The organism is Halorubrum sp. ARQ200 (genome assembly GCF_005435115.1).
GTDB lineage: Archaea > Halobacteriota > Halobacteria > Halobacteriales > Haloferacaceae > Halorubrum > Halorubrum tropicale.
The window spans coordinates 166,652-181,686 of sequence record NZ_SGTZ01000001.1 but is presented as its reverse complement, the minus strand read 5'-3'; the positions used below and the strand labels follow the sequence as shown (position 1 = coordinate 181,686).

The following is a 15,035-nucleotide window of genomic DNA, read 5'->3' as shown; positions in this document are numbered from 1 at the left end:
CTGCGCGCCCGTTCCCCACGCCCTCCGCCGGCTCAGCGGGCGACCAGGTCCACGACCGTCTCGTCGTCGACGACGACGTTGTACGCGCCCTCGTCCTCGTTCCAGAGGACGAGCCCGTTCTCGACGAAGACGACGGACCCGTAGCCGGCCTCGCGGAGGTCGCGGTTCAGCGCGGTCTCGCGGGTACAGACGAGGTAGTGGTCGGTCGCCTGGGAGCCGTCGCCGACGCGGTAGACGGCGTTGTCTCCCTCGCTCAGGTCGTGGCTGAGCTTCACCGCGAGCAGGTTCACCCGGTCGGTGACGTGCCGCTCCGACTCGGCCATGCGCGCGCACCGCTCCGCGCTCGCCTCGACGTCGACGCGCCGACGGCCGTCGGGGCGGAGGATCGAGTAAGCGAACTGTACGTCGACGTTGACGAACTCGCCCGGCTCGTCGGTCTCGCCGCGCGCCGCCGCCTCGTCGAGCCGGCGCTGGAACGGCGGGACCGCGAGGTCGGGGGCCACGTCGAACGACCAGCCCGGGTCGGTCGGGACCGCGTCGGGCCACAGGCGGAGCGCCGGCGAGTATATCTCGGCGTCCCGACCGGGGTGGCCGCCGGACGCGACGACCTCGCGCTCGACCCGGCGGAGCCCGGTCGCGGTGTTCCGGTCGGCCGGCGCGAACGCGACGACGCTGCCCTCGGGCGCGAGCGCGTCGACCGCGGCGCCCGCGACCGCAGCGGGGTCGGCGAGCTCCGAGAGGACGTTGCCGAACAGCACGAGGTCGAACGGCTCGTCGGTCGCCGGGGCGGGCTCTTCGCCCCCCTCGAGCCCGAGGAACGACTCGGCGGTCGTCTCGTGGACCGTCGCGCGGAAGTTCCGGCCGGTCTCCTCCAGCAGCCGGTCGAGGACCTCCGTCGCCGCGCTCGGCTCGACCGCGTGGTAGTCGACGACGGCGTCGTCCGGGAGGTAGTCGTGGAGCCCGAGCGCGGGCCCGCCGACGCCGGCGCCCACGTCGAGGACGCGGAGCGTGCGGTCGAGCAGGCCGTTCTCAGTCAGGTCGTCGAGGACGTACCCGACCGTCGCGTAGTACGCCGGGAGGTGGTAAACGGCGTAGCCGAGCGCCGCGACGCGGTCGTACTCGACCTCGTTCTCGTAGAGGTAGTCCGTCTTCATCCGGCGGACGCGCTCGCGGAGCTCGGCGCCCGACTCCCCGCGGTGCCAGTTCGCGCCGTACTCGCGGACCAGCAGGTCCTCCAAGGCGAACGAGTACTCGTCCGGGAGCGATTCGGGCGCCCAGCCCGGCGGGTCGACGGGCGCCTCCTCGACGGGGACGAACGCCCCGTCCTCGCGCTCGCGGAGCCGGAGGTCGAACGCCTCCTCGCGGAGCGTCTCGCGGACGACCGCCGGGTGCGGCGTCCCTTCGATGTACTCCGCGATCTCCTCGGGGTCGATCGGTCTGACGTTGCGCAGGTAGTTCGCGTTGTTCCGGACCGCGGTTCTGTCGATCATTGGTGTCTCGTCGCGTCGTCTCACTCCAGCCGCTCTCTCCCCTCGCGGTCGCCGCGGGCGCGCTCGTACAGGGCGGCGAACGCCTCGTCGTCCGCGTCCGCGATCGCCGCCGCCGCGTCGGCCACGTCCTCGGCGCCGTCGAAGGCGCGCTGTATCTCGGCGTACACCGCGGGCGACCCCTCGGTGACGGTGTCGGCCACGTCGTCGAGCGCGGCCGACACTGGGGTGTGGAACTCCTCGCGGACCGGCTCCGCGGCGAGCCGCCACGCGAGCACCGCCGCGTGCGCGCCCGCCTGAACGGTCTCCATCGCGCCGTCGTGCTCCGCGGCGGTCGTCTCGAAGACCTCGTTGCCGCCGGCCTCGATCGACGCGGTGAACGCCTCGACCGCCGGGCCGGCCTCGTCGACGGCGACCGCGACGTTGCCCGGGACGCGCGGCGGCGCGAACAGCGGGTGGTAGCTCGCGCGTTCGAGGCCGGGAGCGTGCTCGCGCATCGCCGCGAGCGCGTCGGTCATCTCGCCGGAGACGTCGACGATCGCCCGCTCGGCGCGCGGCGCGTACGCCTCGACCGCCGCCGGCACCGCCGACATCGGCACCGCGAGGCAGACGGCGTCGTGGACGGAGTCCCCGTCGGCCTCGACCGTCCGGGCGTCGCGCCCGGCCGCGGCGTCGGCCGCGACGGTCGGGTCGCGGTCGGCGAACGCGACGCTCGCGTCGACGGGCGCGGCGTCGGCCGCGACGGTGTCGGCCGCCCAGCGCCCGATCTCACCGGCGCCGACGACGAGGAGGTCCATCGGTTACGAACATGCAGGCGGCGAGTCGGTTAAAAGGACTCGGCTCGCCGCGGCGAGGGCGCGGCCCCTCGGTCGTCGCTCACCCCTCCGCGCCGACGCGCCCGAGGGCTCCGGCGCCGGGCGCGATCGACCGGACGGCCGGGAGCAGCGCGAGCGCGATCAGGAGTTCGAGGCCGCCGACGGCCAGGAACGCGGGGGTGTACCCGAACGCGTCGGTCGCGCTCCCGCCGATCAAAAAGCCCGCGAGGAACCCGAGGGACCCGAAGACGTTGAACAGGCCCATGGCGGCGCCGCGGACCTCCGGCTCGACGAGGTCCGTGACGAGCGCCATCGTCGCCGGCGCCATCAGCGCCCCGCAGACGCCGACGAGGACCATCAGCGCGGCCGCGGCCGGGTAAACCGGAGCGACGCCGACGCCAACGGTGACGACGCCGTACGCGAGCGACCCGGCTACCACGGGTAGGAACCGTCCGATCCGGTCGGAGAGCGCGCCGAACGGCGACTGTAGCAGGGCGAACGGCACGAAAAAGAGCGCGAGCGTCGCGCCCGCGCCGGTCGCCGACAGGCCGAACGTCGCCGGGTCCTGGAAGTAGTACACGCCGACGAGCGCGAAGAACCCGGCCGTGAGCCGGTCGACGAACCCGAACGCGAGGGGGACGAGGAGCCCCGGGGTCCGGCGAGCGCGCGCGAGCACGTCGGCGAAGCCCGCCGTATCCCCGCCGTCGCCGGCCGCGCCCGCGTCGCTGCCGCGGCCGGTCGGGGCCCGGTCGTCGACCGTCGCCGACAGCAGCCCCGCCGCGGCCAGCACGGCCCCGCCGGCGTACACCGGGTAGAGCGCGCCGAGGTCGGCGAGCCAACCGCCGACGACCGAGCCGACCGCCGCGCCGAGGCCGATCGCGAGCCCGGCGGCGCCCATGTTGCGCCCGTTGCCGCCCCGTAAGTCCATCAGGAGGGTGATGGACAGCGAGAACGCCCCGATCGTCAGGGCCCCCCCGACGACGCGGACGAGGAGCGCGGCACCGAAGCCGAGCCCCAGGGCCGGCAGCGACGCGAGCGCGACGTACGACCCCGCGCCGCCGAGCGCCCCGACGACGATCAGCGGGACCCGCCGCCCGAGCGCGTCCGAGAGCGCGCCCCAGACGACCGCGAACGACACGAACGCGCCGCACTCGGCGACCAGGAACCACATCCCGGCGTCGATGCCGGCGGGCGCGCCGAGCGCGACGACGAGGTCGGGCACGCCCGGGTAGAGGAGGACCTGCGAGATCAGCACCGCGAGGACGACCGCGCCGAGCCGCCGGCGGTCGGCGGCGTCCGCGTCGCCCCCGACGGCGTTCGCGTCGACCGAGCGGTCGCCGGCGGCGGCCTCGGTCGCGGGGGAGGGGTCGGGGTCGCTCATCTGCGTATAAAACGGGTCGAACGGTCAAAAGACCGACGCTCTGGGAAGATCCACTCGGAGACGGGCCGCTCGCGGCGCTCTCCGGCCGGTCGGCCGCACCTCAGAGTTCGGACTCGATCGCGGCGGCGATCGACTGGGCCCCGTAGCCCTCTTCGACGGGACTGCCGTTCACGAAGATGCTCGGCGTCCCCTCGACGCCCATCGACGCGCCCTCCGCCCGGTCGTCGGCCGACGCCTGGCCGAACGCCGCGAACCGGGCGTCGGACAGCACCGCACAGGGGTCCGCGCCGGCGGCCTCCGCGGCGGCGCCGAGCGTCTCCCCGCTGTATCTCTGCTGCGACTCGTAGGCCGCCGTGGCGAACTCGAAGAACGCCTCGTCACCGTTCCGGGCGCCGACGCCGCGGGCCGCGCTCGCGACGGGGACCGCCCACGTCTCGTCGACCGGGATCGGGAAGTCCCAGTGCTCGTACCGGATGTCGCCGGGGTCGATGTACTCGTCGCGGATGACCGGGAAGTGGTCGAGCTTGTAGCTCGCGCAGTGCCCGCAGGTGAAGTCCTCGAACGCCTGAACGACCACGTCGGCGTCCGTGTCTCCGAGGGTCGGCCGGTAGTCGAGGTCCGGGTCCGACGGCTCCGTCAAGTCGCAGTCGTACTCGCCGGTGTCGAGTTCCACGCCGCTGAGGTCGAGGGTCGTCCCCCCGCCGCCGAGACACCCCGCCGCGCCGACGACGCCGACCGACGCCGCGCTCGCGAGCAGGGACCGCCGCGTGCGTTTCATATCGTCTGCTGGGATCGGCGCGCACTTAACCGCTCCGCGACCGGGCGGCGGTCGGTGTGGGGCGAGGCCGCCCCGCTCCCGAACGCTTTTGCCGCCGCCTGTCGACCCCCACGTATGAGCGACTGGGACCTCGACCTGCGGGACGCCGAGGCGAAGATGGACGAGGCGTTCGCGGCGGCGGGCGACGTCGTCCTCGGCGTCTTGGACGGCACGACCGACCCGGAGGAATGGGTCCGCAGCGTCGACTACGGGAACACCCTGGTGTTGTCGATAGACGGCGACCTCAACGAGCTCGCCGCCCCCTTCGCGCGCGACGTGAAGGACATGGACGGGGAGCTGATGCACTTCCGGGGCTTCCTCGTCGTCACGCCGCCGGGCGTGAGCATCGACACCGACCGCCTGAGCGACTCCGGCGGCGAGGAGGCGAGCGGAGCGGACGACGCCGAGGCGGGCGACACGGACGAAATCGACGAAGGCGAGGACTGAGTCCGGGCCGAACGCCTCCCGACCGCGGCGAGCGACCGCTACCCCTCGCCGACCATCCGCTCCTCCTCGTCCCACTCGCGCTCGCGCAGCTCGTACTTCTGGATCTTCCCGGTCGCGGTCGTCGGGAGCTCCGCGACGAACTCCACCTCGCCGGGCGTCTTGTAGTCCGCGACGCGCTCGCGGACGAACGCCTTGAGCGCCTCGGGCGTCGCGGCCGCGTCGTTCGGGTCGCCGCCCTCTGGGACGACGAACGCCTTCGGGGTCTCGCCCCAGCGCTCGTCCGGGGCGGGGATGACGGCCACGTCGGAGACGACGTCGTGTTCGAAGAGGGTGTCCTCCAACTCGATCGAGGAGATGTTCTCCCCGCCGGAGATGATGATGTCCTTCTTGCGGTCCTGGATCGAGACGAACCCGTCCTCGTCGACGACGGCGAGGTCGCCCATGTGGTAGTACCCCTCTAACCGCTCGGAGAACGCCTGCTCGGTGGCCTCGGGCTTGTTCCAGTAGCGGTCCATCACCTGGTTACCGCGGACGACGATCTCGCCGATCGTCTCGCCGTCGGCGGCGACGTCCTCGCCGTCCTCGTCGACGACGCGCACGTCCGTGCCGAGGTAGCCGATCCCCTGGGTCTTCTTCACCGCGAAGCGGTCGTCGGCGCCCTCGTCGAAGTGGCGCTTCGCGTCGGAGGTGGTGATGAGCGGGCCCGTTTCGGTGGCGCCGTACACGTGTTTGAGATCCCACCCGAACTCCTCTTCGACGGTACGGATCGTCGCCTCCGGCGGCGCCGCGCCCGCGGTGGCGACCCGCACGTCGTTGTCGCCGGTCGTCTCGCCGCCGTGTTCGGCGTAGTGGTCGCCGAGCATGTTGAGGACGGTCGGCGCGGCACAGAAGTACGACACGTCCTCCTCGCGGATCCGCTCGAACGTCTCCGCGACGTCGACGCCGCGGGTACAGACGTGCCGGGCGCCCATCCCCGTGATCGCGTAGATGTGGCCCCAGCCGTTGACGTGGAACATCGGCAGCGTCCAGAGGTAGACGTCGTCGTCGGTGATCTCCTGGTGGATCGAGATGAGGTACGCGTGGAGCGTCTCGGCGCGGTGCGTGCGACAGACGCCCTTCGGGTCGCCGGTGGTCCCCGAGGTGTAGTTGATCGTGATCACGTCGTCCTCGTCCATCTCCGGGCGGTCGTAGGCGTCGGGGTCGGCGTCGTCGAGCGCCGCGTCGAACGACTCCCAGTCGCCCTCGACCGCGTCGGCGTCGTTCGTGAGGAACGTCTCGGTCGGCACCTCGTCGCGGATCGCCTCGACGTTCGCGGCGTACTCGGCGTCGGCGTAGATGGCGTCGACGCCCGCGTCCGAGAGCATGTACGAGAAGTCGCCCGGCGTGAGGCGGTAGTTCAGCGGCGCGTGGATCGCGCCGACCTGCATCGCGCCGTAGGCGGCCTCCAGGTGGTAGTGCGTGTTCGGGTCCAGCACGGCGACCCGGTCGCCCTTCTCGATGCCGCGAGCCTGAAGCGCGGCGGAGAATCGGTCGGCGCGGTCGCCGAGCTCCGCGTACGTGTACCGCGTCCCGTCGACCGCCAGGATCGCTTCCTCGTCGGCGTAGTGGCGGCGCGCCCGGTCTAAGAAGTCCGTCGTCAACAGCGGCTTGTTCATCGTCTATCACTATCGATGATGTGTAAAATCATTTGCGGCCGCCGCAAGGGAGCGACAGTCGCGGGAGGCTTTTCACGGTCGGCCGCGCAGCGTGTGGAGATGACCGACGAGACCGGCGGATCGCCGCTCGGCGAAGGGTACGTGATTCCGATCGCCGGGCTGCTGGCGTTCGCGTTCGCGCTGATGGCGGGGCTCACCGCGCAGCGGGCGCTCTCGGGCGACCCCGCCGACGTCGGGGTGACCGTCGGCCTGGCGCTCGTCGCGGTCCTCGCGCTCCGGATCCGCACGAAGGCCGTCGCGGCGCGGGAGGGCGACGCGGAGGAGACCGAGGCGTGACGGGCGGGAGATGAGTGAAACAAGCAGGGCAAGCGTGGGACAGGGGCGGGACAGGAGCGGGGATGGGCATCGATCACGGCGGCCGGCGCGAGGGCGCGCGACCGCCGTGGACGCGTGGACGAATCGCACACCGGCGGCGGGATCAGAACCCTTAACAGTCGCACGCGATTTTGCTACGGTAGCGGGATGGGATAGCCAGGAGATTCCGCCGGGCTCATAACCCGGAGATCGGTAGTTCAAATCTACCTCCCGCTATTTTCTGTCGACGACCGTGAACGCCGAGCGTAGCGAGGCGCGAGCGCCGTCGTCGACGAGATAGCCTCGGAGAAGGCTTGAACCAGGGAACGGAGTGGCCGTGGTTCAAATCTACCTCCCGTTACTTCTGGCCGACTGTCGGCATCCTACTGCTGGCTCCGCCCTTCGGAGTCGCGGCCACCGAACCCGGAAGCGATTTCCGTCGCGCTGTCGTTTTCACGCGTATGGATTACGAATCGAGCCTCGACCGCGCGATGGATGAGGTACCGGATCTGGGCGGCTCCGACGAGCGGCTGTCGGTTCCGGACCCGGAATGGCAGAAGGACGGGGCGTTCACCCGCCTGACGAACCTCTCCGCGATCGCCGACGCGCTGAGCCGCGAGCCCGAGCACGTCCACTCGAAGATCCAGCAGGAGCTGGGCACCGCCGGACAGTACGAGGACGGCCGCGCCCGCTACAGCGGGAACTTCCGCGAGCGCGACTTCCAGGCCGCGATCGACTCGTACATCGAGTCGTTCGTCACCTGCTCGGAGTGCGGCCTCCCGGACACGCGACTGGAGACCGAGAACCGGACGCCGATGCTCCGCTGTGAGGCCTGCGGGGCCTTCCGGCCGGTGGCGAAGCAGAACACCTCCAACACCCAGCGGCAGGAGGACGCCGTCGAGTCGGGCAACACGTATGAGCTCGAGATCGTCGGCACCGGCCGCAAGGGCGACGGCGTCGCCGAGCGCGGGGAGTACACCATCTTCGTCCCCGGCGCGCAGGAGGGCGAGACCGTGACCGCCTACATTAAGAACGTCTCCGGCAACCTCGCGTTCGCCCGCCGCGAGGACTGAACCGCCGGCTCGGCCGCCGCACCGGGAGCGTCCCCGCGGGGCCGCCGTTCCGCTACCCGACCGTTTATCGGCCCGTTCGCACATCTTGAGGCATGGCCACGAAACTCCCCGAGTCGGCCTTCGACGACCGGCTCGCCGCGGTCCGAGACCGCCTCGCGGCGACCGACGCCGACGCCGCGACGTGGGTGGGCGCGACGGCGATCGAGTACCTCACCGGCTTCCACCACATCCAGACGGAGCGGCCGGTGGTCCTCGCGGTCACCGACGACCGCGTCGAGATCACCGTGCCGCGGCTGGAGGTCGAGCGCGTCGAGCCCAACCCGCGGATCGACGCCGTCCATCACTACTTCGATTACCCCGGCGGCGAACCGGTCTCGGTCGCCGTCGAGATGCTGGACGGGCTGGGCGCGGACGCCGTCGCCGCGGACGCGGACGGGCCGCCGGGCGTGATGGGGTACGAGGGTCCCGCCTTCTCCGAGTCGCTCGACGTCGAGACGCAGTCGTGGGTCGACCGGATGCGCTGGGCGAAGTCCGACGCCGAGGTCGACCTGATCCGCGAGTCCGCGAAGTGGGCGAACCTCGGCCACCGCTACCTCGCCGACTACTCCGAGCCGGGCGCGCACCCGGCGACCGTCTCGCAGCGGGCGTCGACCGACGCCTCGCGCGCCATGCTCGACGCGCTCGGGGACAACTACGCCGTCCGCGTCCGCGGCGACGGCCCGGTCCACGCCGGCTACATCTCCGGCGAGGAGACCGCGCTCCCGCACGGCCACACGCCGAACGAGCGGCTCGCCGAGGGGGACGTGCTCGTCACCGGCGCGACGGCGAACGTCGACGGCTACCGCTCCGAGCTGGAGCGGACGATGTTCGTCGGCGACTACGACGACGAGCAGGAGCACTACTTCGAGCTGATGTTGGAGGCGCAGACGCTCGCCATCGACGCGCTGGGCCCGGGCGTGCCGGTCGCCGAGGTCGACCGGGTCGTCTGGGAGTACTTCGAGGAGCAGGGCGTGACCGACCTCGCGCAGCACCACGTCGGCCACAACATCGGCCTCGGCGCCCACGAGCCGCCGTACATCGACCGCGGCTGGGGCGAGCGGTACGACGGCGACGACGCGGTGATGGCGCCCGGACACGTCTACACCATCGAGCCCGGCCTCTACACGGACGAGTACGGCTACCGGCACTCGGACACGGTCGCGATCACCGAGTCGGGAACGGAGCGGCTCACCAACTACCCGCGCGACATCGACTCGAACGTCGTCTGAGCGCGGGCGCTCAGGCGATCCGCTCGACGGCGACCCGGTGGCCGGTGTCGGCGACGTGGTCCCGACCGAGCGCCTCCGCGTCCGTCGAGGCGTCACAGAGGCGTTCGAGGGGACACTCGCGGCAGACGACGTGGTAGCGCTCGGCTTCGAACGGGGAGTACATACCCCCTATACTCTCTCCCGGAGCATAGTTACGAGCAGCGTACCACCCCGATAGCAAGTCCCTACCACGCGGCGAGGGGCGCCCGCGTCACTCGGGCGTCGCCGAGGAACGCGACTCGAACCGGTCGAGGGCGACCTCCAGCATGTCCGGGCTGACGGGCTGATACTCCTCGCGCTCGTGTTCCGGGAGGAACTCCCTGACGCCGTTCCACGAGTCGCGGGCGTAGCGCGCGTCGAGCAGGACGCGGACGCCCCGCTCGTCGGGCCCGCGGATGACGCGACCGACAGCTTGCCGGGCCTTCCGGACGGCGGGGACCGTGAGCGCCGTCTCGAACCCGGACTCGAACCGGCGGTCGTAGGCGGTGATGACCGCTCGCGTCTGCGGCCGCGCCGTGTTGATGATCGGGACGCCGCAGACGACGGCGGCCGCGAGGCGGTCGCCGCGGTAGTCGACGCCCTCGGTGAGCGTGCCGCGGAGGCTCGTCACCAGCACCTTCCCCTCGCCGGCGAAGAAGTCGTCCTTCAGCGACTCCGTCTCGCGGTCGCCGGAGGACTCGTCGAGCAGGACCGGCTTGTCGAGCCGCGCCGAGAGCGACTCGGCCATCCACGTCGCCTCGGCGTAGCTCGGGGTGCCCACGAGGACGTTCCCGTCGCGGCGCGCGACCGCGGCCGTCGCGTCGAGGTGGGCGAGCCGCGTCGGGTTCTCCTCGCCCGGCGCGCCGCGGTTCTGGTGGGTGAACTTCGGCGCGTCGACCGCGAGGCTCGCGCGGTTCTCCGCGGGGAACGAGAGGCCGTACGTCCGCTCGACGACCGGGCGACCGCGCTCCGCGAGGTGGTCGAGCCCGGTCACCTCCCGGAAGAGGTCCATCGGCTCCAGCGTCGCGCTCATGAGGACGCCGCCGCCGAACTCCGCGAGGCGGTCGCCGATCGGCTCGCTCGGCAGGCAGTTGTGGAGCGCGAGCCGCGCGTTGTACGCCCGGCGCCACGAGTCGGGCGGCTCCGTCTCGTCGAACGTCCGTTCGAGCTCGATAGCCCGGAAGAAGTCGGTGTGGCCCTCGCGGTACCAGGCGTTGAGGGTGCGGCCGACGCCCGGGGCCGCGCGCTGCTTGTCCTCCTCCTCCAGCGAGTCGAGGACGCGCTTGACGACAGCCCCCACCTGCTCGGCGCGCGCCCAGACCTGCTCGCCGTACCCCTCGCGGTCCGCCCACGCCGTGATCTCGTCTTCGCCCGGCTCCTCGGGGTCGCGGAGCGGGATCGCCTCGTCGTCGAGGTCGCGCATCGACGCCCGCCAGTCCGGGCGCTCGCGGTCGAGGTGCGCGGTCACGCGGCGGTCGAGTTCGCCGCGGAGGTCGGCGTAGAACTCGCGGACGGCCTCGATCTCCTCGACGGTCACGTCCGCGTCCGCCAGTTCCCCTCGGACGAGCGCCGCGTCCTCGGACTCCGCGCCCGCCGACTCGAACGAGAGCGGCTGGACGACGCGGGTGAGCTCGTTCTCGGCGTCGCGGAGGCTCGCGTCCGCGACGGCGTCGCTGACGAGGTCGCGGACGCGCGGTTCGAGCATGTGGGCCTCGTCGCAGACGACGAAGGTGGAGTCGTCGAGGAGCGCGCCGGTGAACGTCCCGGTGGTCACGGGGTCGAACGCGTGGTAGTAGTTGCCTATCACGACCTCGACCTCCGGGACGAGCGCGCCCATCACCGAGTGGGGACAGGAGCCGTGTCCCGCGGCGAGCCGGACCAGCTCGTCGGCGTCGACATGGCCGAGCTCGGTGACGTCGAACGGGACCGCCTCGGCGGGGTCGCCGTCGTCGGGGAGGTCCTCGAGGAAGCCGGCGTAGAACGGACAGAACTCGACGTCGTCGTACTCCTCGGTGTCCGGACGGTACGGGGTGGGCTCGCCGTCGACGGAGAGGTAGTCGGCGGCGGGCCCGTCGGCGGGCGAGCCGGCGTCGGCCCCCGAGTCCACGAGCCCGACCTGCTGGCTGCGCGCCTCGCTCACGAGGTTCGAGGTCGTCGTCGCGCCGCCGTCGCCGACGAGGTTGCGGGTTCGCTCGCGGAGCCCCTCGCAGCGCTCGTAGACGTTCTCCCGGTCGATCCCGCCGCGGTTCTCTCTCGCGTACGGGCAGACGTCCGCCTTGCCGACGAGGGTGAGCCCGGAGACCGGGTCGTACCCGTCGGGGAGGTCGTCGTTTATCGTCCGCAGGTCCGTCTCGAACTGGCGCAGCTGCTGTTTGACGCTGGTGAGGACGAAGACGCGCTCGAAGTCGGAGTCCGGGTCGCGGACGCGGTCGAGGCCCGCGGTGAGCGCGAGCATCGTCTTCCCCGTCCCGCAGGCGCCCTCGAGGGCGAGGAAGCCGCCGTCGGCGGCGGCCTCGACGGCGGCGTCGATGCCGTCTGCCTGTTCGGGGTACGGTTCGGAGTGGCCGAAGAGGTCGGCCCACGGGGGCGAATCGGTCACGAGGGCGAGTTACGCGCCATCCGAGTTAAACGCTTCATCGGCGGCACGGCGCGCGCGGTCCGCGACGCGTCGCTGTCGAGGGTGAGGGTGGCGCGGGGGCGGGGCGGCCTCACTCCACGATGTCGTGGAGGTCGGAGAGCCGCTCTATCTCCCAGGTCGGCCAGACGTTCAGCTCCCAGTCGCGGCGGTGGGGACGGCGGATGAACGCCGAGTCGATGCCGGCGTTCTCGGCGGCGCGCACGTCCGACTCGTTGTCGCCGACGAACAGGGCGTTGTCGGCGTCGAGGTCGCCGAGCGCCTGGTCGATGTAGTGGGGATTCGGCTTGCGGAGTTGGAGCGAGTGGATCGTCGGCTCGCGGCCGTACGCGGCCCCCATGCGGTCGAAGCCGTCGAAGTGGTCGACGAGGAAGTCGACGGTCGCCTGCTGGTTCGACGAGACGATCCCCATCTGGACGTCGAGGTCCTGGAGCTCGTCGAGGTCGTCGTACGGGGTCTTGCGCCCCTCGCGGGCCTCCTGCTGTTGGGCCCGCGACACCACGTCGTCGCGCGTCCGCCAGAACGACCCCGGATCGAGGTCGTACGTCTGACAGACGGTGCCGACGCTACCGGGGGTCGCACCGATGGTCATCTGCTCTACGTCGTCCGGATCGGGCTCCTCGACGCCGCACTCTTCGAACGCGTCCCGGGTCGCGTCCCGGAGCACGTCGAAGCGCGTGCGGCCCACGAGGACACCGTCGTTGTCGAACACGACGGTATCGTACGTCATAGCACCCATTCACGGTGAGGCGGGATAAGGGTTTCAGTGGCGGTCTCACCGGCGAGAATCGACGCGAGGCGGTCGCTCTGCGCCGATCGAACGGGTCCTCCGGTCGGTTTTACCCGATCGCGGGGCGTGGGTCCCCGCATGCGCGTCAGCGTCATCGGCGGGAGCTCGGTCGGTCCGGAGACCGCGGCGGTCGCGGAGGCCCTCGGCGAACGGCTCGCGGAGCGCGGCCACGTCGTCGTCTGCGGCGGGCTGGGCGGCGTCATGGAGGCGGTCTGCCGCGGGGCCCGCGCGGCCGGCGGCGAGACGATCGGGATCCTCCCGACGGACGACCGCGCGGACGCGAACCGGCACGTCACGACCCCGATCGCGACGGGGATGGGCCACGCTCGCAACGCGCTCGTCGTGATGAACGGCGACGCCGCGGTCGCGGTCGACGGCGCGGGCGGCACGCTCTCCGAGATCGGGCTCGCGCTCGCGCAGGGGCGCCCCGTGGCCGGGCTCGACACGCACGCGGTCGACGGGGTCGAAGCCGTCGACTCGCCCGCGGCGGCGGTCGAGTACGTCGAGCGGGCCGCGCGGACGGACTGACGGGGTAGGGTCGACGCCTGACCGCCGGTCGGGTGTGTTATCAGAGACGTCCGGGGCGGAACCGCGGTGTACAGCTCCGGCACCGCCGGTGGCTCCGACCGAACCGCTCGCAGTTCGCCACGCCTCGACGAGCGCACCGGCGCTCGGCGACGTCGGACCCGTCTCAGCCGTCACCGAACGTGGCTGCGGAGTCGACTCCGGGCACGTACTCTCGTAATTAGATGTAATTAAGATTTATCAGGCCGCGGCGAAACGGATCCGGCAATGAGCGACTACACCACGATCTCGCTGCGGAAGGAGTTCGTCGCGGACGTGGAGGCGTACATCGAGGACGAGCCGTTCGGCTCGGTCAAGGAGTTCGTGAAACACGTCGTCGTCCAGGAGATGGAGTCCGACGAGGGCGTCTCCGAGGCGGAGGCGAAACAGATCGCGCAAAAGCTCCGCGAGCTGGGGTACATGGAATGAGCGGGCGGCACCGGTCGGCCGGGTCGAGCGCTCTCGACGAAATCGAGCGCGCCGACCTCCTCCTGCTCGCCATCCCGCTCGCGTTCTGCGCCGCGTACGCGGCCGCGTCGCTCGTCGCCCGCGGGTACACGGTCCCCGTCGCCGGCGGCTCGCTCGCGGCCGGCGCCCTCGTGGTCGACGGGCTCTTCGTGAACCCGCCGGACGAGGCGTAGTCCGGGCTGCCAAAAAGGCCGAAAGACGCTTGCGAGCCGGCCTACCAGGTGTCGTGGAACGTGTCGAACTCGATCGAGTCGAGCGGCTTCTCGCCGATGGCGGCCTCGTACTCGCCGGGCGTCAGCATCGGCTTGTGGAAGCGCGGGCCGTCGTCCGTCGTGATCCGCGGACAGCCGGTGTTGACGAACGCGTCCATGTCGAAGTTGCGCAGGCGGTCCGGCGTCACCTCGTCCATGGTGATCAGGTAGGCGTTCTCGTTGTTGTCGACGATCTCTTGGGCCTTCTCCCAGCGGCCCTGGCCGATCTTCGTACAGAAGATGACGCCCCACTTCTCGGCGTCCATCGCCTTGTGGACCGCGGCGTATCGCTGCTTGAGGAACTGGTCGTGCTCGGCGATCGACACCGCGTTGTTGACGGGGTCGGCGATGATCACGCGCTTGTCCGGGTGCTCCATCGCGAGCCCGACCGGGTGGAACTTCCCGCCGCCGACGTACAGCACCTGCTCGGCGTCGATGTCCGCGGAGGCGTAGTTACAGCCGAGCACCTGCCCCTCCTTGGTGAGGCGGTCGTCGCCCCGGCGGGTGTGGACCTCGTAGCCGCGCTCCTCTAACCAGTCGGTCATCTCCTCGAAGCGGTTCATGTGCTGGGCCGTCGTGACGAGCCCCACGTCGGCGTCCTCCTCCGGCGGCGCCAGCTCCTCGGCCAGCGCGTCCTCCATGATCGGGAACGGGTCGACGTTCGAGAAGAGGGGGACGTAAACGATGCTGTCGGACTCCTTCATCGGCGTGTGGCCGAAGTGGACGAACACGTCCGTCCGCCGCATCAGGTACGTGTCGAGGTCGCAGGCGCCGTAGCAGGGCTGCCCGGAGAGCATGAACGTCACGTCGTCGGGCGCGACCTCGCGGAGGTCGTCGGCGACCTTCGGGCCGCGGCGCTTCAGTCCCTCGGGGAACTGTAGCCCGACCTTCGAGGCGTCGCGTTCCTCGATGGCCTCGAGGATCCGGTCGAGTTCGTAGTCCCACTCGCGGTCGTGTTTGAGGGCCATCCCCGTCTTCGTCAGGTCGCCCTCCGTGGAGCCGCTCATGTCGA

The 15,035-nt window shown here is 71.4% G+C and carries 16 protein-coding genes and 1 tRNA gene; 8 read left to right on the top strand and 9 right to left on the bottom strand.

The features are described from left to right. Positions 1 to 32: 32 nt before the first annotated feature. From EXE50_RS00940 to EXE50_RS00925, 4 genes are all read right to left on the bottom strand, one after another. A complete protein-coding gene (locus EXE50_RS00940) occupies positions 33 to 1,490 on the bottom strand; it encodes a small ribosomal subunit Rsm22 family protein (protein WP_053772222.1) in 1,458 nt (485 codons plus the stop codon). A 20-nt stretch (positions 1,491 to 1,510) separates the two neighbouring features. Continuing rightward, positions 1,511 to 2,284 carry a prephenate dehydrogenase gene (locus EXE50_RS00935; protein WP_053772223.1) on the bottom strand — a complete coding sequence of 258 codons (774 nt, stop codon included), beginning with the start codon at positions 2,282 to 2,284 and terminating at the stop codon, positions 1,511 to 1,513. Positions 2,285 to 2,363: 79 nt separating this feature from the next. Then, on the bottom strand, positions 2,364 to 3,683 hold the full coding sequence (locus tag EXE50_RS00930; protein ID WP_137704097.1) for an MFS transporter: 1,320 nt from the start codon (positions 3,681 to 3,683) through the stop codon (positions 2,364 to 2,366). Between the two features lie 100 nt (positions 3,684 to 3,783). Beyond that, positions 3,784 to 4,461 carry a thioredoxin domain-containing protein gene (locus EXE50_RS00925; protein ID WP_137704096.1) on the bottom strand — a complete coding sequence of 226 codons (678 nt, stop codon included), beginning with the start codon at positions 4,459 to 4,461 and terminating at the stop codon, positions 3,784 to 3,786. A 114-nt stretch (positions 4,462 to 4,575) separates the two neighbouring features. Between EXE50_RS00925 and EXE50_RS00920 the strand changes: the two genes are divergently transcribed. After that, positions 4,576 to 4,947: a DUF5779 family protein gene (locus EXE50_RS00920; RefSeq protein WP_137704095.1), complete on the top strand. Its 372-nt coding sequence runs from the start codon at positions 4,576 to 4,578 to the stop codon at positions 4,945 to 4,947. A gap of 38 nt (positions 4,948 to 4,985) precedes the next feature. Here EXE50_RS00920 and EXE50_RS00915 read toward each other — a convergent pair whose 3' ends face one another. Next, positions 4,986 to 6,602: a long-chain-fatty-acid--CoA ligase gene (locus EXE50_RS00915; RefSeq protein ID WP_137704094.1), complete on the bottom strand. Its 1,617-nt coding sequence runs from the start codon at positions 6,600 to 6,602 to the stop codon at positions 4,986 to 4,988. 99 nt (positions 6,603 to 6,701) lie between these two features. On the opposite strand from EXE50_RS00915, the gene EXE50_RS00910 reads away from it, so the two are divergent. From EXE50_RS00910 to EXE50_RS00895, 4 genes are all read left to right on the top strand, one after another. Then, positions 6,702 to 6,938 (top strand): hypothetical protein, encoded by a 237-nt coding sequence (locus tag EXE50_RS00910; RefSeq protein WP_053772228.1) that lies wholly within the window; start codon positions 6,702 to 6,704, stop codon positions 6,936 to 6,938. A gap of 180 nt (positions 6,939 to 7,118) precedes the next feature. Next, a tRNA-Met gene (locus tag EXE50_RS00905) sits at positions 7,119 to 7,193 on the top strand. A gap of 224 nt (positions 7,194 to 7,417) precedes the next feature. Then, complete coding sequence (locus tag EXE50_RS00900; protein WP_053772229.1) at positions 7,418 to 8,029, top strand: translation initiation factor IF-2 subunit beta; 612 nt, start codon at positions 7,418 to 7,420, stop codon at positions 8,027 to 8,029. A 92-nt stretch (positions 8,030 to 8,121) separates the two neighbouring features. Further along, on the top strand, positions 8,122 to 9,297 hold the full coding sequence (locus EXE50_RS00895) for a Xaa-Pro peptidase family protein (protein WP_137704093.1): 1,176 nt from the start codon (positions 8,122 to 8,124) through the stop codon (positions 9,295 to 9,297). 10 nt (positions 9,298 to 9,307) lie between these two features. On the opposite strand, the gene EXE50_RS17275 is transcribed toward EXE50_RS00895, so the two are convergent. The 3 genes from EXE50_RS17275 to EXE50_RS00885 all read right to left on the bottom strand — a co-directional run bounded on the left by EXE50_RS17275 (position 9,308) and on the right by EXE50_RS00885 (position 12,680). After that, complete coding sequence (locus EXE50_RS17275; protein ID WP_167551912.1) at positions 9,308 to 9,460, bottom strand: hypothetical protein; 153 nt, start codon at positions 9,458 to 9,460, stop codon at positions 9,308 to 9,310. Positions 9,461 to 9,547: 87 nt separating this feature from the next. Next, positions 9,548 to 11,914, bottom strand: coding sequence for an ATP-dependent DNA helicase (locus EXE50_RS00890; protein WP_137704092.1), 2,367 nt, complete (start codon positions 11,912 to 11,914; stop codon positions 9,548 to 9,550). A 109-nt stretch (positions 11,915 to 12,023) separates the two neighbouring features. Beyond that, complete coding sequence (locus EXE50_RS00885) at positions 12,024 to 12,680, bottom strand: HAD family hydrolase (RefSeq protein WP_053772232.1); 657 nt, start codon at positions 12,678 to 12,680, stop codon at positions 12,024 to 12,026. A gap of 138 nt (positions 12,681 to 12,818) precedes the next feature. Here EXE50_RS00885 and EXE50_RS00880 point away from each other — a divergent pair, with 138 nt between their 5' ends. The 3 genes from EXE50_RS00880 (at position 12,819) to EXE50_RS00870 (ending at position 13,945) form a co-directional block, all read left to right on the top strand. Next, a complete protein-coding gene (locus EXE50_RS00880; protein ID WP_053772233.1) occupies positions 12,819 to 13,268 on the top strand; it encodes a TIGR00725 family protein in 450 nt (149 codons plus the stop codon). A gap of 264 nt (positions 13,269 to 13,532) precedes the next feature. Continuing rightward, positions 13,533 to 13,733: a hypothetical protein gene (locus tag EXE50_RS00875; protein WP_053772234.1), complete on the top strand. Its 201-nt coding sequence runs from the start codon at positions 13,533 to 13,535 to the stop codon at positions 13,731 to 13,733. Then, positions 13,730 to 13,945 carry a hypothetical protein gene (locus EXE50_RS00870; RefSeq protein WP_053772235.1) on the top strand — a complete coding sequence of 72 codons (216 nt, stop codon included), beginning with the start codon at positions 13,730 to 13,732 and terminating at the stop codon, positions 13,943 to 13,945. Before EXE50_RS00875 ends, EXE50_RS00870 begins: the two co-directional genes overlap by 4 nt. A 41-nt stretch (positions 13,946 to 13,986) precedes the next feature. On the opposite strand, the gene dph2 is transcribed toward EXE50_RS00870, so the two are convergent. Continuing rightward, a complete protein-coding gene (gene dph2, locus EXE50_RS00865) occupies positions 13,987 to 15,030 on the bottom strand; it encodes a diphthamide biosynthesis enzyme Dph2 (RefSeq protein WP_053772236.1) in 1,044 nt (347 codons plus the stop codon). Positions 15,031 to 15,035 lie beyond the last annotated feature (5 nt).